Below are 21,753 nucleotides of genomic sequence, written 5' to 3'. Positions count from 1 at the left end.
TTTATTTAAGGTCGAAGTTTTGCTATCCTCGCATTTTAATAATTTAAAATTAATGAACATAAACAAAAATGAGTTTTTATTTCTTCCTCTTGGAGGAGTAGGAAGAATTGGGATGAACGTTAGCCTATATCATTATCAAGGCAAGTGGATTATGATCGACCTTGGTATCGGTTTTGCAGATGAAACTATGCCAGGTGTTGAGCTACTCATTGCTGATGTAGATTTTATTGCTCAAAGAAAAAAAGATTTGCTTGGAATAATAATTACACATGCACATGAAGATCACTGTGGTGCAGTGCCTCATCTGTGGGAAGATTTGCAATGTCCCATATATACAACAAAGTTTACAGTTAATTTTCTCAAGGAGAAACTAAAGGAGTTTCGATTGGAAGGTGTGGTACCTGTGAAAGAGGTAGACATAAATGGCAGCATAAATTTGGGTCCTTTTACCGTTGAGTTTATAAATGTAACTCACTCAATTCCTGAGGCAAATTCAATATTAATTAGCACTGAAGCAGGTAGTGCACTTCATACTGGGGACTGGAAATTTGATCCAAAACCTGTTGTTGGATTAATTTCTAATATAGAGCGTTTAAAAGAAATTGGCGATAAAGGTGATCTACTTGCAGCAATTTGTGATTCAACAAACATACTGAGCAAACACGACCCTGAATCAGAAAGTGAAATTTATGATAATATTTACAATATAATAAAGCGGTCTAAAAAATTGGTTGCTGTCTCGCTATTTGCCTCGAATGTGGCGCGAATTGAAACAATAAGCCAAGCTGCAAAAGCACTAAATAGAAAAGTGGTTTTACTTGGCAGATCTTTATGGAGAATAGTGAAAGTTGCTCAGGATAGTGGTTATTTAACTGATTCTCCTGAGTTTCTAGAAGCAAAGGAGGCAGTAAATTTTCCAAGGGAAAAGCTGGTGCTACTTTGCACAGGTTGTCAAGGTGAGCCACTGGCAGCTACCGCAAGACTTGCCTCTAAGAGTCATCAAGCATTTAAAATGCAGCAAGGTGATACCATGATCTTTTCATCAAAAATCATTCCTGGCAATGAAACTCGTGCACATAACACGCTCAATGCCTTTATTGAGATGGGAGTGGAAGTTATTACTGAAAAAACAGAGAATGTTCATGCTTCCGGGCATCCAGTAAAAGCAGAGCTAAGGGAAATGTATTCTTTGATAAAACCTAAGATGTCTATTCCGGTTCATGGTGAGTATATTCATACGGATGCACATGTAAAGTTTGCTAAAGAGTGCGGTGTGAAAAAAGCAATAATGATTGCACCAGGTGATATTGTTAATTTGGAAAATGGGGAAAAAGTTAGCTCCATTGATGTCGACTACTTTGGTATTGATGGTATGTTACTCCGTCATCCAGAATGCAGCGTTATAAAAATGCGTGAGAGAATGAGAGATGCCGGAGCTATCGTAGTGACAGCAGTTGTAAACAAGAAAAATAAACTGCTTGCTAAGCCAAAAGTATTTGCACCTGGTGTTTTCGAAGCGCAAAAAGATGCAGCCATTATGCAAAAGATCATAAAGAAGGTTGAGTCAGCATTTGACTCACAGCCGATAAAAAAAATAAGAAATAAGATTGAAAGTTCAATATTTATTATCTTAAAGGAATATTTACTAAAAAGACCTATAATTGAAGTCCAAATAGAACAGGTATAGAAGTATACCTCTTTTTATTAACCATTATTTGAGTAAGAAGTTAACAATGTATTCTTTGATGTTATTTCAGCATGCAATACTGGAATCCGTAAAAAAAAATCAGTGTCAGATCACACAACTATACAAACATTGTGATTTGAATCTACCAGAAGGGTGCCATCTCAACGCCCAGGCAAACATTGTAGTTTTAGAGCAATCTCCACCAGTAGAGTGTCATCCCAGTGCTCTGACACTGGAATCCAGTTTTTCATGCAACCTTGTCAAAGACGTTTATTTTAGAATAAAACAGCTACTTTTATGCTTGCCACCTCAGTGCACTTACTTGCAGTCAAATTTCTGGATTCCAGTGTCAAGTACTGCAGAAATTGATTTACTCTACTGTCATGCAGTTTAACTTCAAAAGTAAGCTATTTGCTGAGATGAAAGGAGGTAATGCAAGAAATCTAATGAAGCTATTCGTTCAACTGGTGTTATTTATTTCGTTATTTATTCCTTATTCCACAAAAGCTGTTTTATATGTTGATATAAAAAAAAGCAATATTGGTAATATTGATCTTGTTGTATCTAAATGTGCATGCAAGACAGAAGTGGAAAATGAGCTAAGTGAAAGCATCACAAAAGTAATTGAAACAAATCTATCTAATTGTGGCTTATTTAATGTGAAACGTGACGCGAAAGTTGAGTCTTGGAAAAGCGATACTGTAGTCACAATAAGTTTAAGTGAAGTATCAAACAGAAATTTAGAGCTATCTTTTCGTTTATCTGACAGCTTTACAAACAGAGAATTGCTTACTCAGTCGGTTGTTTTTCTAGCAAAAGACTGGAGGAAAATTAGTCATCTTGTTTCAGATCTGATACATGATAGATTGATTGGTGAGAAAGGGCATTTCAATACAAAAATTACATATATCGCTGAAGAAAAAGATAGCAATTACAAATCCGTCCGTAAAATTGCTGTGATGAATCAAGATGGAAGTAATATAAAGTACTTAACAAATGGTGAGAAATTTGTGTCAACACCAAGATTTTCACCAAATGGAAAGGGTATTGTTTATATATCATACACAAATGGTAAAAGTTATATAATATTAAAAAATTTAAAAGATAACACTGAATCAATAATCAGCGCATTTGAAGGAGTTATTTCTGCACCAAGATTTTCTCCTGATGGTAAATCTCTTTTTATTTCCCACTCATTGAGTGGTGAAACAAATATATTATCTCTAGACTTAAGCAGTAAACGAACAAAAAAAATTACTAAAGGTTCAGCTATAAGTACTTCTCCCTCTTTGTCTCCAGATCAAAAGTACATGGTTTTTAGTTCTGATATAAGTGGAAGTCAGCAACTATATATCATAGATTTCACTAAAAAAAGCAAAAAACCCAAGAGAATTAGTTTTGGAAATGGAAGATATGCTACACCTGTTTGGTCGCCAAAAGGAGATCTGATAGCTTTTACAAAAATTCAGTCAGGAAAATTTTACATAGGAGTTATGAAGCCAGATGGCAAAGAAGAGCGCTTGCTTTCAGAGGGACATAAAATTGAATCTCCGGCATGGCTACCAAATGGCAGAGAAATTATCTTTACTAACGCAGAATCACCAAGCAACTCTAAATTATATTTAGTAGATTTAGTAAAGAAAAATCAAAAAATGGTTTTTACTCCAACGAATGCTTCTTTACCAGATTGGTCTTATTTTTGAAAGTAGATCTATAAAATCGGTATAAATCTTGCTTTATCTTAATCGTTTATAACCTTCGGTACTACGAAATACCCATGCTCTGATTTTGTATTGGATAATATTTCTTCTTTAATGTTTTGAGAATTTATAATATCATCGCGTACATGAATATCCTTATCTATAGTTCCATAACGCATAGGAGAAACACCTTCAGTATTAACTTTCAACAAAGTATCATGTATCCAATCCAGCATTGTCAGTTCTTTTGAGTAGTATTGAATCTCATCATCGGATAACTTAATCCTCACAAGCTGTGCAGTTTTAAGCATTTCTTCCTTAGTAATTGTTATTTTTCTCTTATTTGCAAATTCTATTAACGAAGTGATAACATCTTCTGTTGATCTAGCTGGCACTTTTACCTCCTTGCATAAAGCAAATTAAAATATTTGCAATTGAAACAACCTCTATCTTATCATTTTTTTCAAATTTGTGAAATACGGTGTCCGTAATTACTAATTTATCCAGAGAAGAGGAAGAGATTTTCTCAACTGCATTTCCTGAAAGTATTCCATGTGTAATGCACGAAACTACAGACTTTGCTCCTCGGTTTTTTAAAGCAAGAGCTGCATTACATAATGTTCCGCCAGAGTCAACTATATCATCAACAATGACGCAATTTTTGTTTGCAACTTCTCCGATTACATTCATTACCTCAGATGTACCTGCTTTTTCTCTATATTTATCTACTACAACAATATCATTATCCAACTTGTGTTTTTCCTCTAAAATCTTTGCAAAAGCACGAGCTCTGCCAATTGCTCCAACATCAGGCGCAACTATTGCCAAGTTTTCCTTGTATATAGAGTTAACAAATACTTCAAAACAGCTTAGATTAGTAACTGGTATATCAAAAAAACCTTCAATTTGACTTGAATGCAAATCAATAGCAGCAACGCTATTTGCACCAGCTGTTTGAATAAGATTTGCAGTTAATTTAGCACTTAAAGCAGATTGCATATTATTGTTTTTAATAACCCTATCCTGCCTACTGTATCCGTAATAAGGAATAATAGCTGTTATTCTCTTGGCTCCAGATCTCTTTGCTGCATCAATTGTAAGCAGAAGCTCCATAAGGTTATCATTTACAGGGGAAGAAAGAGATTGTACTATATATACTTCTTGATTACGTAGATCATTTGCTACTTCTACATTTACCTCACCATCGGCAAATCTTGACACCTGATTGGGGAATAGCTGAGCATTTAGCCCACTTGCTATTGAATCTCCTAATCGTTTACTAGCGCTACCTATTATTACCTTCATATATATCAATTAAGTTTTGAAAATTATACAGAAACCATGGAATGATTAAAACTTTATTCTTGCTGCCAAGTAGATCATAGAAACGGAAAAGTTACTCGAAACATTTCACCAGTTTCCTTATCATGCAACTTGTTCTCACAAAGGTACGTACTGTTTTTCTACTTAAAAATAAAGTAAATTTTTTATGATACTGAGCATCTTCTATAATTTTTCATTTAATTTATTAAAAATTTGACAATTATTAAAATATAGACTAAAATATTTATATATTTAATGGAGAAACGAAATGAATTTTAATGAACTTGTTAAAAACGGCTGTCTAAAATTGGACTTTAAAATAATAACCGTAAGTGAATTAGTAAGCTTTTTAGAGATTAATTCTCATATTACAAAGCTTAGTTTAAAAAGCTGTTATATTGGTGATGAAGGAGCAAAAGCTTTAGCTAATGGTAATCTTGCAAACCTTACTCAACTTGATTTAAGTTCGAACAGTATTGGTGATGAAGGAGCAAAAGCTTTAGCTAATGGTAATCTTGCAAACCTTACTCAACTTGATTTAAGTTCGAACAGTATTGGTGATGAAGGAGCAAAAGCTTTAGCTAATGGTAATCTTGCAAACCTTACTCAACTTAATTTAAGTTGGAACAGTATTGGTGATGAAGGAGCAGAAGCTTTAGCTAATGGTAATCTTACAAACCTTACTTCACTTGATGTAGCTTTGAACAACATTGGTGATAAAGGAGAAAAAGCTTTAGCTGATCTTAAAAAATTTAATGTTAAAGGTATAAAAAATTTTGGAACAATAGATAGTTTGATAAATAAACTCACACAAAGTAACTCTTCAATAGAAATTTTTGATCCAGCTAAATCGGAAAATAAAACAACACTTGATGATATTATAATTCCAGAAAGCGTTAAAAAGGAGCTAAACAAGATTCTTGGTACTATTCCAGAAAGAAATAAAGAATTACTTAAAAAGATAGGTTTAAAACCAGAAAAAGGCTATCTTTTTTATGGTCCACCCGGAAATGGTAAAACCAAAATTGCTCGTGCAATTGCATGTCAAGCTAATGCAAAGTTTATTAGTGTTTCTGCATCTGAATTTCTGAAATCGTATATTGGTGAAGGTGAAAAGTACGTAAGAGAAATTTTTAAAAAGGCAAGAGCAAATGCTCCTTGTATAATTTTTATAGATGAAATTGATTGTATTGCTACAAAACGTGGTAGCGGTGGTAGTTCTAGTCATGCTCAATCATGCGACAGCCTTGTGAATCAGTTTTTAATCGAGCTCGATGGTTTCAACTCACTAGAAGGTGTAACAGTGATTGCTGCAACTAATCGTAGAGATGTTTTAGACAAAGCGTTTATTAGGCCAGGCCGTCTCTCTAATCATATTGAAATTCCTTTGCCAGGTCGTGCCCAGCGTAAGGATATATTGGACTTATATATAAAAAAATTCAAAGTTATTGAAAGGTTGGAAGTTAAAGTAGATACTCAAAAACTTGCAAATAAAACTGATGGTTTCTCGGGAGCTGAGTTAGAATATTTAATAGATAAAACAACAAGGGATATTATATCTTTTTTTGAAGGTGAAGGAAAAATCACTATTGATACTAATAACTTCATTCAGGCAATTGAGGAGAAGAAATCTAAAGAGCCTGAAGGTGAGCAAGTTAATAATGATCTAGAGTCACTCAATAGTCCTGTTGATAATGAAAATAATGTAGAAAGTCATAGCTCTGCAAATAGTGGTCCAAATGTTGTAAATACTCAACAGTTTGCTAAAGTGACTAAATTACTTAATGGTATACAAACTAAAATTAATGCGCTACAGAAAGAACGTGAGGAAAGATTTGAAGAACTTGACTCTGAGAACAGCTACTTAAAACAGGACCTAGATTCTGTAAGGAAAGACTTAATTAAAGTAACTCAATGTACTAAAGAATACACTCAATTAAAGGATGATCTAAAGACTATCACTGAAAAATATACTCAACTACAGAGTGAATTCGAGAATATGGTAACAACCGAACTCAAGAAACATGAAAGCACACTAGAGAAGCGTTTTGAAGATCTACAAGAACAATTTGAAGGTAAAAATAAAAAGCTAAATAGTAAATATGAAAAATTCTTAGGAGCAAGCAACAATAGTAAAAGGCAAGGTAGTTACGCCTCTATTTCTTTTGTATTATCTGGAGCATCTGCTGTTGGTGCAAGTTTGACAATGTTTCATTTAGCAATGTGTCTTTCATTCGCTGTAGCTGCATTAATTTTTCTTGCAGCAGGATGTTACTGTTTGTATAAGGCAAATACAACACTTAGTAATGTTGAAATTGATCAAACTCAAACTATACTGAGTTTAACTGCTTAAATGTTTTTTAAGGTTTTAAATCTGTACCTGTTTGGCAAGTTAAAAAGTCCTTGCTGGTGCTGTAGCTTAAATTGAAGAAAATGGCAGAAGTGTAGAGTGAGGTAGTTTTTGATCAAAAATTTAAGATATTTTTAAAAAAATTACCTTTCTTGACGTATATGAAGACTCCCAAATTTTTTATAGGTTTGACTTCACCTGATTTACAAATAGAAATTGGTTGAGTGTTTGCCATTTATTCTTATAAACAGCATTTTGCTTTTTTTAGCACGTAGTAATTCTTGAATTCTATGATATTATTTTTGTAACATTGTTATATATATCATAATAACGGTATTGGCTGAGTTCATTAAGTAATTTTATGCGCAGCGTAATGACAAAAAGTGTTATTCACAAACACATTTTACTACATAATCAGCGCTAATATTAAAATGCTTATAAAGAGCTTCATAAGGTGCTGATTCTCCAAAATTTTTCATGCCAATAAATATACCGTTTGAACCTATATATTTATGCCAACCCACTTCACTTCCAGCTTCAATTGCAACTTTGATGCTGTCATTATTTAATACTACCCCTTTATATTCATCACTTTGCTCGTCAAAAAGCCTCCAACACGGCATAGAAATGACCCTTGTACCTACACCTTTTTCCTGTAATTTTTCTCTTGCCTCAACTGCAATTTCAACTTCAGATCCGGTAGCAAATATCGTCACTTCTAGCTTTCCTGAATATTCGCATAGTATATATGCACCAAATTTTGATAGGTTGGCCAATTGGTCAGTATAAGAGTGCATGTAATTAATATTTTGCCTTGAAAGTGCAAATAACGATGGAGATTCTTTTTTTTCCAATGCAATGCTAATGCACTCCAAAGTTTCAATTGCATCTGCTGGCCTAAAAACATACAGATTTGGTATAGCTCTCAGAGAAGCTAAATGCTCTATTGGCTGGTGAGTTGGACCATCCTCCCCTACTCCAATTGAGTCATGAGTCATTACATATATAACCTGCTGTTTCATCAAAGCTGAAAGACGTATAGCAGGGCGGCAGTAATCGGAAAATACTAAAAAAGTTCCACCATAAGGAATAATTCCACCATGAAGAGCCATACCATTCATACAAGCTGCCATAGCGTGCTCTCTCACTCCATAGTGGACATAAGAGCCACCATAATCATTACTATCTATTGCCTGCATGTGCTTATATTTAGTACAATTTGAACCGGTAAGATCAGCAGAGCCACCAATTAGTTCTGGCATAGACTTAGTCAATATTTCCATTACTTTGCCGAAAGAAGATCGAGTAGCTTCGTTTGGCATGAGCTCACATATTTGTTTCTTCAGGTTAGCCAAATCACTCTCGATGTTATTCGGCAAACGTTTCTCAAGTCTTCTTTGTAGTTCTTCATTGATCAAGGATGTATAGTTTTGTTTTGCCCTCTTAACTGTTTCCATCCAAGCGTTTTTCACATCTTCTGGTACATAAAATGGTTCATAGTTCCAATTCAATTTTTCTCTCATCTGTTTTACATCTTCCTCTGTAAAGGCACCACTATGAGCAGAAGATGTGCCAGCACGGCTCGAAAATTTTCCGATAATAGTTTTGCAACAGATTAGTGTAGGTTTATCAGACTTTTGTGCCTGCTCTATTGCAAGGGATATAGCATCAAAGTCATGCCCATCGATTTTGTCAACATTCCATCCATACGCTGAAAAACGCTTTTCTACATCATCAGAACAAGAGAGGCTAGTAGAGCCGTCTATAGAGATGTCATTGTCGTCAAAAAGTGCTATCAGCTTATTTAATTTAAGATGCCCAGCAAGGGACGCTGCTTCATGGCTTATACCTTCCATAAGACAGCCATCTCCTAGCATTACATAAGTGTAGTGACTGATTTCAAACTGCTTTTCAAGAATCGATTCAGCAAGTGCCATGCCAACAGCAGTGGCAAATCCTTGACCAAGCGGGCCTGTTGTTGCTTCTATACCAGAAGTTAAGCCAAATTCTGGGTGACCTGGAGTTTTTGATGTAAGTTGCCTGAAGTTTTTTAGTTCATCTATACTAATGTAGCCTGTCAGATATAATATAGAGTATTGCAACATTGAACCGTGACCATTTGATAAGACGAAACGATCTCTACTGATCCATTGAGAATCATCAGGGTTATGGTTTAGGTATTTAGCAAATAATACAGTGGCAACATCTGCCATGCCAAGTGGCATACCTGGATGTCCAGAATTTGCTTTTTGTACTGCATCAATTGATAAAAAGCGGACAGCATTTGCCATGGATTTTAGTAGTAGATGATTCATGTATTAATAGGAAAACTTAAAAGTGAAGTATACTATATCATAGTGGCAAAAACAAGTTGACACTTAATGTTAAAATCATTAATAATTTATAGTTAGATTGTGAGAATTTTTGTATGACAACTGTTATCAATAGAAAGTATAGAATCAGTCGCAGGCTTGGTGTAAACTTATGGGGTAGAGCAAAAGATTCGGTCAATAAAAGAAAATACCCTCCAGGTCAGCATGGTATTCTTGGATTTAAGAAGTTATCTGATTTTGGTAAGCAGTTTGCTGCACATAAAAAATTTAAGTTCTACTATGCAATTTCAAGTAAGCAGCTTAGACGTACATTTTTAGATGCCTACAAAAGAAAGGGTTATACGGCTGATAATTTTATTGGTGCCTTAGAATCAAGGTTAAGCTCTGTTTTATATCACTCTGGTTTTGTGCCAACAATTTACTCGGCAAAACAGCTTATATCTCATAAACATGTTACAGTTAATGATAAGGTGGTTAACATATCAAGTTATAGAGTGAAGCCTGGTGATATAGTAAAAATAAGGGAAAGAGCAGCAAAAATTCCTATATTAATAGAGGCTGAACAAAAACAAGAACGTAAGGCTCCAGATTATTTAGAGGCAGATAGCAAAGCACTTTCAGTGAAGTATTTGAGAGCGCCTCAATATTCCGAAGTCCCCTATTCAGCAGACATGGAAGTCAATTTAGTAGTAGAATTTTACTCTAGATAAACAACATAAGGCCCGTGTGGCGGAATCGGTAGACGCAGCGGACTTAAAATCCGTGGGTTTTGCGACCTTGGGAGTTCAAGTCTCCCCATGGGCACCAGTTTAATTTATCAAAAAAGTATGAAATGGCTTGATATAGAAGATATTGCAGAAGCTCTAGAAGAGAAGTTTCCCAATAAGGATATAATTAGTATTAGATTCACTGAACTTAAGAAAAAGATCTTGGGTTTGAAGGAGTTTGATGATGATGAAAAGTATTGTAATGAAAAAATATTAGAGGCCATTCAAGCAGCTTGGATTGCAGAAAGATCTTAAAAAACAGATAGCTATAAGAAAATTACTGCATACAGTAAAAAGATAATTTTCTTGGAAATACTATACTTTACCCGAATTTTAATTAGCTTCATAATAATTTAACAAATTAAAATTAAAAATGATTACAAGGTAGGAAACACAAAATTCTGGCAAATGCTAGATATACAAATACTGCTTTTTATGTGTGAGGCCGAGGATCATGAAAACAATAAGTTAGTTTTTTGTATAAGAAAGTTGTAATATAATTTAATTTTAAGCACTGGAAAGATGTTTAAATATAGCGGGCCAAAGAAATTAAAATCTATAATAGAAAACTATGCATTAAAATGCATGAAAAATAAGATCAGCAAAAATGAAATACGTCTTATTTTAAACTGGAAAAGTATAGTTGGAGAGGAATTAGCAGAATGTACAAAACCACAAAAGATCTCATACGCACAAAACGTAAATTCTGGTGTTCTGCATCTGTTAGTAACAAATGGCAGTAAAGCATTAGAAATGCAGCATATGGTTTCTCTTGTAATAGAAAAAATTACAGTGTTTTTTGGCTATAAAGCAGTATACGGTATAAAAATCAAGCAAGGGAGTTGACTATTTAACTATATAAGGTTAACCTAGTTACATAGGATAAATTGGTATATTGAAGTGAGTAGAATTTGTGAATTAACAAATAGAAAAAAGTCTTTTGGTAATAAGGTATCGCACTCAAATCGTAAAACAAAGCGTACCTTTCTCTTAAATTTACATAAAGTTACATTAACGAGTAATATATTAGAAAAAAAGTTTAGCTTTCGTATAGCGACAAGAACTTTAAGAACTATAGATTACAAAGGTGATCTTGATGCTTTCTTGCTCAACACAAAAACAATTAAACTAAGTAAAGAAGCGCAAAAGATAAAAAGAAGATTAAAGAAAGTTTTAGCAAAACAAGAGGTAGAGCTAGCTGTTTCAAATGCATAGTAAGCCTACATGGCTCAGAGCAAAAGCTCCAGCTGGTAAAGTATTCAATGAAACCTTAAATACTGTTAAGCTACATAACTTACATACAGTATGCGAAGAAGCTGCGTGTCCAAATATTGGTGAATGTTGGAATAAACGTCATGCTACTGTGATGATTCTCGGTTCTGTTTGTACTCGTGCTTGTGCGTTTTGCAACGTTGCAACTGGCATTCCTGATAAGCTCGATCCTCATGAACCAGAAAATTTAGCAAAAGCAATAAAAAAGTTAAATTTAAAGCACGTTGTCATTACCTCTGTTGACCGTGACGATTTACCAGATGGTGGTGCAAATCAGTTTATAAGGTGTATAGAAGAAATTAGAAAGATAACTTCGGAAACAACAATAGAGATCCTCACTCCTGATTTTTTAAATAAGAAAGGAGCGTTTGAAGCAATAGCTATTGCATCACCTGATGTTTATAACCACAACATCGAAACAGTGCCAAGGCTGTATGCAAAAATAAGACCAAGAGCTCGTTATTTTCATTCACTATATTTGCTAAAGATGGTGAAACAGATTAATTCTAAACTTTTCACGAAGTCAGGGCTTATGGTTGGTCTTGGAGAAACAAAAGAAGAAATCTTTCAGGTTATGGATGATTTACGTAGCGCCGAAGTTGACTTCATTACAATTGGTCAATATTTGCAACCAACTCCAAAGCATGCAAAAATTGATAGATATGTTACTCCAGAAGAGTTTGAGCATTATAAATATATTGCTTATTCTAAAGGCTTCTTGGTAGTTGCATCAAGTCCATTAACCCGTTCATCATATCACGCTGAAGAAGATTTTAACAGGCTCAAGTCCTGTAATTGACATCTCGATTTTATTGTCCCAAATTTGGGACAATAAATCAGAAAAGCTTAGTGAGTTGCCCTAGGCTTGACTTTTTACTTAGCTGATCACAAAAAGTATGAATTTTACAGCACCTAAACCAGCTGTTTAAGATCTTATATAAGCAATTGACAGCTACTGAGATGCCAGTTAAAATATTTACATAGTATATTAACAGAGGGTAATGTGGGTTTTAGTGGATATGTACATGATAAAGCTTTAACAATATCAGATGTAAGTGCTAAAATTGATATAAGAGAGCTAGCAAACTTTCTACAGAGTAAAAAAGGCATTAACGAGCTTAATTTAATAAATGTAGAGATTGATAGTAAAGATGTAAAAGAGTTAAGTAAACTTACACATCTTACTTCGCTCACTCTAAGGAACAATAAACTCGGTTTTGAAAGTGCAGGATATATAGGTCAAGGCAATCTAAAAAACCTTACTTTACTTGAAATAAGTAATAACAATATTGGAGACAGAGGTTTTGCATTTTTGATTGGCAGCAAACGTCTCCCAAATCTTACTTTATTAAATGTAGAAAACAACAACATTGTTGGAGTGTGGCGCCACCACTATGGAGGAGATATAGCACTCAAAAATCTCACCTCACTTTATGTAGAAGGTAACGGTAAAAAATTCTTAAATGATAAAGAAGTTATCCTTGATAGTATAAAAAAAAGCTCAATAACCGAAGCGCCTGGACACTCTAGAGTAAAAGATGGTGAAGGTGCTACAAAAAAATTAGTAGCTAAAAGAAAAAAAACGATACAAGCTGCCAATAGTCAGTCAGATCCTAGTAGTAGGTTAAGTATAGAACTTTCCAAACAAGATGGGCTGCGTGAAATAGTACTTGACACTGAAACTACAGGTCTTGATGTCAATAGCCATCGAATTATCGAAATAGGGTGTGTAGAACTAATTAATCATATTCCAACAGGCAAAGTATTCCATCGATACATCAACCCAGAAAGGAGCATAGACAAAGGTGCATTTAAAGTTCACGGTATCAGCGAAGAATTTCTAAAGGATAAGCCATTATTTTCAGAGATTGCATCTGAATTTCTTAATTTTATATCTAGCGATACTTTGGTAATTCACAATGCTGGATTTGACATTAAATTTTTGAACATGGAACTTGGTAAACTGAATGCCAAATTAATCTCTTCAGACAGAGTGTTAGATACATTACCGCTTGCAAGAAAGAAATTTGGACCACCGGCTTCTTTAAGTGCATTGTGTGAGCGTTTTGGTATATCACTAGAGAGTAGGGAGTTACATGGAGCGCTAATTGACGCTGAGTTGCTAGCAAAAGTATATGTTGAGCGATTACAAACTCCTTTGGAGCATGCAGTACGTAACTTATCTCTTAGAGGACACTTGCCAAGTAATGAAGAAGTTAGTGAGCAGTTAGATGAGATTAACGTATCTGTTCATGAGGGAGTAGTAGATAGAAGATTATAAAAACGCCTTTTGCTTTCAGTAGCGAAATTATTCTCTCAATGAATGTGTTTTCTAGCTTTAAAAATGCGAATCTCAATATCTTATCTTGAATTACTTAACTGTTGGTTCAAGTTTAAGTTCTTATCATGGTATGTATTTACATCTTTTAACACTTTAAGTGGTTCACCTAGACTATGTTCCACTTTTGTCTCAAATTTAAATCCCAAATTTCCAAAAAATTCTTGAAAATACTCAATAGTAATGTCACACAAACTTCTACCACTTGCTTTATAATTTTTCAGCTCTTTCGGAATAATAAGAGACACTTTACCATCTTCATATGTTACATTTCTACCCTTACAGTTCAGTTTAAATTCTACTGAACTGTAAAAACCTGGTGTTTTGATATCACTAGCAAGATCACTGCTAAGTACCCTTATACATTCCATGCTAAAACTGAGTTTTAGACAATTGGAACTATGGCAATCCATACTATAAGTTATTATTATATCAGAATCTAACACAAGCAAGCCAAGTGGAAAAAGAGCCTTTAATAAATGCAGAAACAAAAAATGATTATATCCTTCTTGATGATAACTAGTTATCAATTCTTCTATAATAGAGTCATTTGGAACTGTTGCACCAACACGTATAAACATTTCCATAAAGACTACTTTAAGAAACAAACAATAGTTTCTTTTCCCTTTTTCATTCCCTAAAATGAGATCTTTATGTTTTGAATATAGCTCCTCGATAAGCTCATTGGTTATTTTTTGTTTGTTGATAGTAAGGTTGTGTGATCTATCAAGGTCAATATATGTGTTGTAACCAGAGTTTATGCTACTCCAACCACCTGATTTCATTGGTATAGATTTTAAATCAGAATACTTGAGCTTTTTTACTTCAGATTTCAATGCGTTAACTATTTTTTTTGACATATCACAATCTTATATTATATACGTATTACGTACTTTTCATCATAAGTAAAGGTTTTCTGTAAAACTTGATTTACTTTTTATTATACTCACCTTATTAAAAAAAGCGGAGATTTCAATATCTTATTTTAAATTCTTCAAGTTTAGATTCTTGTCTTTGGTTGTATTTATATCACTTAATACTCCAAGTGGCTTATCCAGATTATACTCAAAATTTTCCTCAAAAAAGTGAAATCCAAATTTTTCGCAAAATTTCTGAAAATACTCAATAATAACGTCAAACAAATTCTTATCATTTGCTTTGTAATTTTTCAGCTCCTTAGGAATAGTGAGAGAAACCTTACCTTCTTCATATATCACATTTTCACCTTCACATTTTAGTTTAAACTCCACTGAGTTTTGTAAATCACATACTAAAATTTTATTACCGTTATATATACCATCATTTACGCTAAAACTCAACTTCAGATAATTTGGATCTTCACAACTTATATAGGTCCTTTCTCTGTAAGAAGGAATTAAATAGTGGAATGAATACATGCACAATCCAAAAGAACGAAGTGCTTGACTTTGAGAAGAAAAGAATTGCTTGTACCCAGACCTGTTATAATAAGTTATCAATTCTTCCATAATAGAGTCATTTGGAACTGCTGCACCGGCGTGTACAAATACTTCCGTGAAGATTTGCTTAAGAAACAGACGATAACTACCTTTTTTGTCCTTATCTTCTGTAATGAGATTTTCATGTTTTAAATATAAATTTTTAATGAAATCATTAGTTATTGCCTTCCCATTAATAACAAGGTCACAAACAAATTCATATTCACTATTGAAGTCCATATCCAAATCCTTATATGTTCTATAATCAGAACTTTCTGTAGACTTCAAATCAGCATATCTCCTCTCCCTCGCCTTATCTTTCAACTCATTAATCATTTTTTTTGACATATATACTATTAATAGCTCTTATACTATAATATATATATAACTATTAACCTTTTAATAATATAGACTATCAACTGTAACCTGAGTTACTTTCCGGTTTACACTTGATTACTCTAACGATAGATTTTCCAATTCCATCTGATCTACTTGTACTTTTTCTAACTCACTTTTTACCTGTTTATGGTATAAGTTTGCTCCTCTAGCCCAAGATAGGTCACCATTTATTGTACAAACGTAATTGCCATTGTCCTCTTCGAAGCAAAACAGCTTCAGTTTACTTTCGTCTTGACCAATTAATTCACTACGAATTACTTCTACAGTATAAAATTGACCCAAATTCATACTTACTTCAGGATGTTGCATATACCTTAACACCCGTGGCTCATATAATTTTCTTATCTCACCATTTTTGAGATCACCTATTGTACACTCTATCTTCTTTAATCCGTATTTAATAACTCTCACTAATCTCTTCGTCTCATAATCCCACAGCTGTTCTTCTTCCAATCTTTTACATGCGGTAAAAAATTGTGATTCTTCTCTTTGCATAAACCGAGATAAACGTTCTGCCAACTCATAGCACATTTTTTCTTGACTCAGTATTTCTCTTTTATATTGAGCTAAAATATTAATCGCTATACTTGGACAACTTACTGCAATCAAGTCATTATTTAAATCCGTTTTAATAATTTTGCCGCTCTCTTGATTAACATGTACAGTAACTTGCCCTAACAAAATTCCCTTAGAAATCGTTATGTCTTTTCCTATATGAGTGTCAATGGCTTTTAAAGAATCAAAGTCTATATATATTGCACCTTTCTCTCCTGTCATTTTTTCTGAAAGAGCAAGAGCAATCAATCTAAAGGTATCTATTTCAACAGCAAAATACATCCTTTGCTCCTCTGACATATTATACATATTCTTAAAGAAATCCTTTATGCTAATGTCTTCACCATCTACCTTCCATCCTGTATCTATTTCGCTCCAGTCGTATTGGTGTAAATCTACAACATGTACTCCTTCAATTCCTTTCAGTTCACATTTTAAATCATCTATTTGATTTTCTTTGAATCCAGGACCGTTGATAATCAAATATATATCCCTCTCTTCTTTATTTATTAATTTATGATTTTTTATTATATCTAAGTAATTAAAGTCACTGTTTTTACCATCAGGTAAAGATGCACCATATACTCTTGGTACCCATGTTAGTATTATTGGCGCTTCATTTGATAATTTTTTTACATTACCGATCATTATTTTACCTCAACACATTGATATACTTATATTATTATAATGAAATTCTAGCAAAGCATAAGTAAAATTTAAGTATTCTCCAAAAATTCTCGCTTTCTTACTACCTACCATAAGTTTTAGTTTACAGTCTCTGCTTCAAAGAACTTTCTATTTTTAATATAGAAAGTCCTTTAATAACTGTTATGTAAGCGATAGCTTTTCCATTGCTACCCTGTCTACTTCTGCTCCTTCCAGCTTATTATCTACTCGTTCACGGTATAGATCTTTTCCCTTCATCCAGGATAGGTCGCTCTCTTGCTTAAAAACATAATTACCATTATTACAATTAAAAGAAAATGATGGACATTTGCTCACTTTTTCGCCATCACATAATTGAACAATAAGAACTCGTCCTGTACTCATTTGAGCAGAATTTAAGCTAAATTCACCAAGCCCGGTGTTAATATACTGAAAGTTTTCGATATTATATAGCTCTTGTATTCCATTGCTTTCAAAGTCTGAAACGCATTTTTTAATTTTTTCTTTTACTTGTTTAATTATTTCATTTTTGAGTTCTTCATCTTTTGTTAATAAGGAAGCTTGTATCTTTATAATGTAAGGTATTAGAGCTAAAATATCTTATAGGAGAGGGTGAAGCCGTAGCGAAGCTAATGCCAGTAAGGCCGTAGTGGAGATTTTGCTCTCCCTCTCAATAGGGTTGAAAGACTGAACAGTATCTTTGGAATTATATCCCGTATTTACAAGGTTAGTCTAAACTCTCAACCTAATTTATAGTCTTGGAGGCAATTTTATGCAAGCAAATGCTGTTTTAGGTGTGGACATTTCTAAAAAGAAATTTGATGTTTGTTTATTGGTAGGCAACAAAGAACGGTACAAAGTCTTTCAAAATAATCATGATGGTTTTGAAAAGCTTGTGGCTTGGTGCAATCATCATGGAGCAGAACTTATTCATCTGTGTCTCGAAGCAACCGGTTGTTATAGTGAAGATATAGTTAATTTTATGTATGACTTGGAGCATAATGTAAGTGTGGTAAACCCAGCCCAAATCAAAGCTTTTGGCAGAAGTGAGCTACTTAGAAACAAAACAGATAAGTCAGATGCTGCTATGATTGCTAGGTTTTGTATTGCTAACAAACCTAATCTTTGGAAACCTGCTCCTCCCGAAGTTAGGCGTTTAAGAGACCTTTATCGTTGTTTGCAAGCATTGAAGGATGACAAGCTACAACAGATGAATCGCTTGGAAAATAAAAATACGGATTCCCATTGTAAACAAGCAATACTTGAGGTCATTGCTACAATAGACACACAAACTGCTGCCCTAGAGAAAGAAATTAATGAACATGTTAATAACCATTTGCATCTAAAAAATATAACAGAAAAGATCAAGACTATAAAAGGCGTAGGACATCTTACAGCTGTTGCTGTTGTTGCAGAAATGCCATCAGTTGATAACTTTGATAATGCCAGACAATTCACAGCTTTTGCTGGTCTAAACCCAGAACATTATCAATCAGGATCATCCGTAAGTAAAAAAAGTCGAATATGTAAAATAGGATCTGAGCGTATTCGCAAAGCTCTTTATATGCCAGCTATAGTAGTCAAGAATCATAATTCTTACTTTCAAAAGTTTTGTCAGCGTTTAGCAAGTAAAGGAAAATGTCCAAAGGTTATAATTGTTGCTTTAATGAGAAAACTAATGCATATATTTTTTGGTATTCTTAAAAATGATCAACCATTCAATGGTAATTTAGTGAGATAATTTTGACAGTAAAAGCTTGGATCTTATGCTCAACTGTTTAGGATGTAATTTAACATGTACTTTGAGTTATAATATGTATCATTTTGATTTTAACTGAGCTCTGTACTTTGTAAAACTATTCTCAGAAGATTAAGAAGATATGGTCCTATAACTGTGGATAAATACGTCCACACACACTTAAAGTATTTATCCACAGTTACACTAATTTATAGAAAATGCAGATAAATTTTTTGTTGTTTTATAGCTAAATAACTTGTTGACAATAAAGACAGTATCTCCTTTAGCAAGTTCTTCTTCTTGTTCTAAAGCTAGAGATAAGCGCTTTTTAACCTCATTACAAGCTTCTTTTTGGCTCAGTATTCTATCTTTATAATCAGACAAAATGTTAACTGCTATACTTGAATTATTTATCACAATGCAATCATTATTTGTACAAATTATTAGATTTTTATATTCGTCATAATGATTTGAGTTCTTTATATCTACCGCACTTTTGTAGTTCATGTTCCCTTCTTGATCAAGAAAACCTGCTATAACATTTCCTAATAAAATTCCTTCAGGGATTGTTATATCCTTCCCTATATGAGTGTCAATGGCTTTTAAAGAATCAAAGTCTATATATATTCCACCCTCATGTTCCGTAAACTGCTTTAAGAGTGACAGAGCAATCAATCTAAAGGTATCTATTTCAACGGCAAAATACATCCTTTGCTCCTCTGACATATTATACATATTCTTAAAGAAATCCTTTATGCTAATATCTTCACCATCTATCTTCCATCCTTGATCTATTTCGCTCCAGTCATACTGATGCAAGTCTATAACATGTACTCCTTCAATTCCTTTCAGTTCACGCTTTAAATTATCTATTTGGCTTTGCTTAAACCCTGGGCCGTTGATAATCAGATATATATCCCTCTCCTCTTCATTCTTTAGTTTATGATTCTTGATTATATCTAAATAATTCAATCTACTATTTTTACCATCTGGTAAAGATGCACCATGCACTCTTGGCACCCATGTTAGTATTATTGGCGCTTTATTTGATAATTTTTTTACATTACCGATCATTATTTTACCTTACTATATTGCTATGTTTATAATATAGTGGATTTTTTAATAAAATGCAAGTAGACATTAAGATTTCACTTACGCTCTCTCAGTTTACAATTTTTGTTTCCGTATTATCTAATGAATCACCGTAAGTGACTGCCTTAAGATAAAACTTTCTCCCTTTTTGCACTTCAAAAGAAATTATTGAATCATCAAGTAGAATAAATTTTTCACCTGAGGTGTGTTCATATTTCTTAGTACCCTCTTGGCCTCTAATTAGGTCGATAAGCTGATATTTATTCTTACCTATGATCTTTGCTCTTTCGAATTTTATTACCTCTTTTCCAACCAGCGCTAACACAGTTGGACTCATGACGTCTATCTTACCAAAACGCAGTACTACTGTAATTCCCTCATCGGTAAATTCGATTACATATCCGTAAGTAGATTGTATATTTGCACTTGCGATAGGCTTATAATCTTTATCATCATACGAAATAAAAAGTGTTGCTCCTTTCCAACTTTCCTCTTCACTAATTAAAGTAAAGCTTGCGATATTATCTTTAATATACGGTAAATCTATCATTTCTACGATAGATTTACTGATGTGAGAAGGAGGATATTCTTTAAGCATAAGTGATCTTGTTGAAGGAAAGGAGAGCTTGTATATAGAGGGATCATAACCAACTCCCATTACTTGAATGGACATGCTTTCAAACTTTGTTTTTATAATTCTCATCGTATGTCTTTTCTCGCCATCTGAAATTGCTATGACATCACTTGGTAAAAGCCATGCATATTTTATCGGGAGCTTAAAGTTGTATACATTTCTCTCTTGCCACGAAGAATAAAGTAAAACTTCAGCTATATTTTGCGCCTCCCCTTCCTCCATAATGAGAGGTATTTCAACTGTTGCAGCATTGCCCTGCTTTGGCAGTTCAGCATATTTCACATCAATTGGATAGCCAAAATTGCGGTTAAAATAGACAACATTGACTTTACTATTTAAATCTAGCTGACTAATATTAACAAGTTTTGCAACGTTATTGGTAACCATCTCGCCAATTGGTATTTCAGTTTTCACTCCCCTGCCCTTTTGAATAAATTTCAGTTTTGAGTTCTGTTCAACCACATCAAAAAAATAGCACCTTCGCAGCATTTTAATAATTGAGCGTACGGGTTGCTGATCATTTATTACATACCCAGATAGTAATCCTTTAACATCACTTGTATCAAACTGATCGCCTTTGAGACCTACCTTTTGCAACAGATCAGACAAAACATCGGAAACATTAAGTTGTGAAATTTTTCCCTGAATCCAGTTCCCGGTCTGCCAGTTATGGCAGTCAGCCCACATGTCACATAAATTGGGGAAATAAGGAAATGGCCTTGCATCCCACGCCCAGAGGAACATTTTCTCCACCATTTCTGAGCTTTGCCACTTTTTTAATGTTCCTTCGATTGCAGTTTTCTGCGAAAGAAAGCTCACCTCTCCGTTTGAGTATCGTGGATATTTACTCTCTATACTACCTTTATCAACAAACACATTGGGCTCATTAGTGCAGCCGTTCATACTGGGAAATCCATATTCGGTAAACCATATTTTCTTCATTTTTGGTTGCCATTTTGTTTTACTACCACCTGGATTTACATGAACTTCACTCCACCATTTCTCGATATTTTTCCACGCATATTCGCTGTCATTATACTTTATTTTCTCAGGATCACTTTTTGAGTAATCGTAAAAATAATCATACCCTACCCCACTGCTCCAACCACCCGTTACATCTTTCGCGGAATAGCCAAAAGGAGGTTCTGGGCCATCGGTGAGTGGAAAGTAAGCATCTATGCCAACAACATCGATAAACTCTGAAGACCATAGTTCATCCATATTATACCAACCATCATATGAATGATACTCACTCCAATCGGCAGCGTAAGTTACGTTTACTTCTTTTCCAAGCTGAAATTTTACTTGCTTTGCAACTTTAACTAGCTCTGCTACTGCAGGATAATTGCCTTTCGCATCTTTTACTCTGGTAAGCTGAGCAAACTCAGAACCAATAATAAACCCTTCCACTTTAGTTTGTTTGGCAATGCTTGTGTAATGCT

General features: G+C 33.9%; 18 protein-coding genes, 1 tRNA gene and 1 pseudogene. 11 read left to right on the top strand and 9 right to left on the bottom strand.

All coding sequences use genetic code 11. The annotated features are described in order from the left end of the window. Positions 1-52 precede the first annotated feature (52 nt). Both CAI20_RS04030 and CAI20_RS04020 read left to right on the top strand, forming a co-directional pair. Positions 53-1,687 carry a ribonuclease J gene (locus CAI20_RS04030; RefSeq protein ID WP_149168844.1) on the top strand — a complete coding sequence of 545 codons (1,635 nt, stop codon included), beginning with the start codon at positions 53-55 and terminating at the stop codon, positions 1,685-1,687. A gap of 446 nt (positions 1,688-2,133) precedes the next feature. Next, positions 2,134-3,390, top strand: coding sequence for a Tol-Pal system protein TolB (locus CAI20_RS04020; RefSeq protein ID WP_012481764.1), 1,257 nt, complete (start codon positions 2,134-2,136; stop codon positions 3,388-3,390). A gap of 38 nt (positions 3,391-3,428) precedes the next feature. On the opposite strand, the gene gatC is transcribed toward CAI20_RS04020, so the two are convergent. Beyond that, complete coding sequence (gene gatC / locus CAI20_RS04015) at positions 3,429-3,782, bottom strand: Asp-tRNA(Asn)/Glu-tRNA(Gln) amidotransferase subunit GatC (protein ID WP_007302647.1); 354 nt, start codon at positions 3,780-3,782, stop codon at positions 3,429-3,431. After that, positions 3,772-4,692: a ribose-phosphate diphosphokinase gene (locus CAI20_RS04010; protein WP_149168843.1), complete on the bottom strand. Its 921-nt coding sequence runs from the start codon at positions 4,690-4,692 to the stop codon at positions 3,772-3,774. The genes gatC and CAI20_RS04010 overlap by 11 nt, the downstream gene beginning before the upstream one ends. 286 nt (positions 4,693-4,978) lie before the next feature. Between CAI20_RS04010 and CAI20_RS04005 the strand changes: the two genes are divergently transcribed. Then, positions 4,979-7,063, top strand: a complete 2,085-nt coding sequence (locus CAI20_RS04005) for an AAA family ATPase (protein ID WP_149168842.1) — start codon at positions 4,979-4,981, stop codon at positions 7,061-7,063. A gap of 383 nt (positions 7,064-7,446) precedes the next feature. Here CAI20_RS04005 and tkt read toward each other — a convergent pair whose 3' ends face one another. Beyond that, positions 7,447-9,375 carry a transketolase gene (tkt, locus tag CAI20_RS04000; protein ID WP_149168841.1) on the bottom strand — a complete coding sequence of 643 codons (1,929 nt, stop codon included), beginning with the start codon at positions 9,373-9,375 and terminating at the stop codon, positions 7,447-7,449. Positions 9,376-9,488: 113 nt separating this feature from the next. On the opposite strand from tkt, the gene rpsD reads away from it, so the two are divergent. The 7 genes from rpsD to dnaQ all read left to right on the top strand — a co-directional run bounded on the left by rpsD (position 9,489) and on the right by dnaQ (position 13,713). Then, positions 9,489-10,103, top strand: a complete 615-nt coding sequence (gene rpsD / locus CAI20_RS03995) for a 30S ribosomal protein S4 (RefSeq protein ID WP_006012690.1) — start codon at positions 9,489-9,491, stop codon at positions 10,101-10,103. 10 nt (positions 10,104-10,113) lie between these two features. Next, positions 10,114-10,200 (top strand) — tRNA-Leu (locus CAI20_RS03990). A gap of 20 nt (positions 10,201-10,220) precedes the next feature. Continuing rightward, positions 10,221-10,415 carry a Fe-S cluster assembly protein IscX gene (gene iscX / locus CAI20_RS03985; RefSeq protein WP_026097274.1) on the top strand — a complete coding sequence of 65 codons (195 nt, stop codon included), beginning with the start codon at positions 10,221-10,223 and terminating at the stop codon, positions 10,413-10,415. Positions 10,416-10,682: 267 nt separating this feature from the next. Then, positions 10,683-11,006 (top strand): DUF721 domain-containing protein, encoded by a 324-nt coding sequence (locus tag CAI20_RS03980; RefSeq protein WP_006012687.1) that lies wholly within the window; start codon positions 10,683-10,685, stop codon positions 11,004-11,006. A gap of 54 nt (positions 11,007-11,060) precedes the next feature. Next, complete coding sequence (rpmB, locus tag CAI20_RS03975) at positions 11,061-11,375, top strand: 50S ribosomal protein L28 (protein WP_149168840.1); 315 nt, start codon at positions 11,061-11,063, stop codon at positions 11,373-11,375. Further along, positions 11,368-12,231, top strand: a complete 864-nt coding sequence (gene lipA / locus CAI20_RS03970; protein WP_149168839.1) for a lipoyl synthase — start codon at positions 11,368-11,370, stop codon at positions 12,229-12,231. Before rpmB ends, lipA begins: the two co-directional genes overlap by 8 nt. Before the next feature lie 855 nt (positions 12,232-13,086). Further along, a complete protein-coding gene (gene dnaQ, locus CAI20_RS03965) occupies positions 13,087-13,713 on the top strand; it encodes a DNA polymerase III subunit epsilon (protein ID WP_149169007.1) in 627 nt (208 codons plus the stop codon). Positions 13,714-13,793: 80 nt separating this feature from the next. Here dnaQ and CAI20_RS03960 read toward each other — a convergent pair whose 3' ends face one another. From CAI20_RS03960 to CAI20_RS06665, 4 genes are all read right to left on the bottom strand, one after another. Further along, positions 13,794-14,630 carry a hypothetical protein gene (locus CAI20_RS03960; RefSeq protein ID WP_149168838.1) on the bottom strand — a complete coding sequence of 279 codons (837 nt, stop codon included), beginning with the start codon at positions 14,628-14,630 and terminating at the stop codon, positions 13,794-13,796. A gap of 120 nt (positions 14,631-14,750) precedes the next feature. After that, positions 14,751-15,575, bottom strand: coding sequence for a hypothetical protein (locus tag CAI20_RS03955; RefSeq protein WP_149168837.1), 825 nt, complete (start codon positions 15,573-15,575; stop codon positions 14,751-14,753). A gap of 105 nt (positions 15,576-15,680) precedes the next feature. Beyond that, complete coding sequence (locus CAI20_RS03950) at positions 15,681-16,829, bottom strand: hypothetical protein (RefSeq protein ID WP_149168836.1); 1,149 nt, start codon at positions 16,827-16,829, stop codon at positions 15,681-15,683. Between the two features lie 180 nt (positions 16,830-17,009). Beyond that, positions 17,010-17,231, bottom strand: coding sequence for a hypothetical protein (locus CAI20_RS06665; RefSeq protein ID WP_246111563.1), 222 nt, complete (start codon positions 17,229-17,231; stop codon positions 17,010-17,012). 388 nt (positions 17,232-17,619) lie between these two features. On the opposite strand from CAI20_RS06665, the gene CAI20_RS03940 reads away from it, so the two are divergent. Further along, entirely contained in the window at positions 17,620-18,588 is a 969-nt protein-coding gene (locus CAI20_RS03940; RefSeq protein WP_149168835.1) for a transposase, read from the top strand. Positions 18,589-18,879: 291 nt separating this feature from the next. On the opposite strand, the pseudogene CAI20_RS03935 reads toward CAI20_RS03940, so the two are convergent. Both CAI20_RS03935 and CAI20_RS06660 read right to left on the bottom strand, forming a co-directional pair. Next, positions 18,880-19,659: pseudogene (locus CAI20_RS03935) on the bottom strand (hypothetical protein); the annotation flags it as partial. Positions 19,660-19,747: 88 nt separating this feature from the next. Then, positions 19,748-21,721: a glycoside hydrolase/phage tail family protein gene (locus CAI20_RS06660; RefSeq protein WP_246111561.1), complete on the bottom strand. Its 1,974-nt coding sequence runs from the start codon at positions 21,719-21,721 to the stop codon at positions 19,748-19,750. Between the last annotated feature and the right edge of the window lie 32 nt (positions 21,722-21,753).

Source organism: Wolbachia endosymbiont of Chrysomya megacephala (assembly GCF_008245065.1).
GTDB lineage: Bacteria > Pseudomonadota > Alphaproteobacteria > Rickettsiales > Anaplasmataceae > Wolbachia.
The sequence above is the reverse complement of the archived record's forward strand: the minus strand, read 5'-3'. Positions and strand labels throughout refer to the sequence as shown.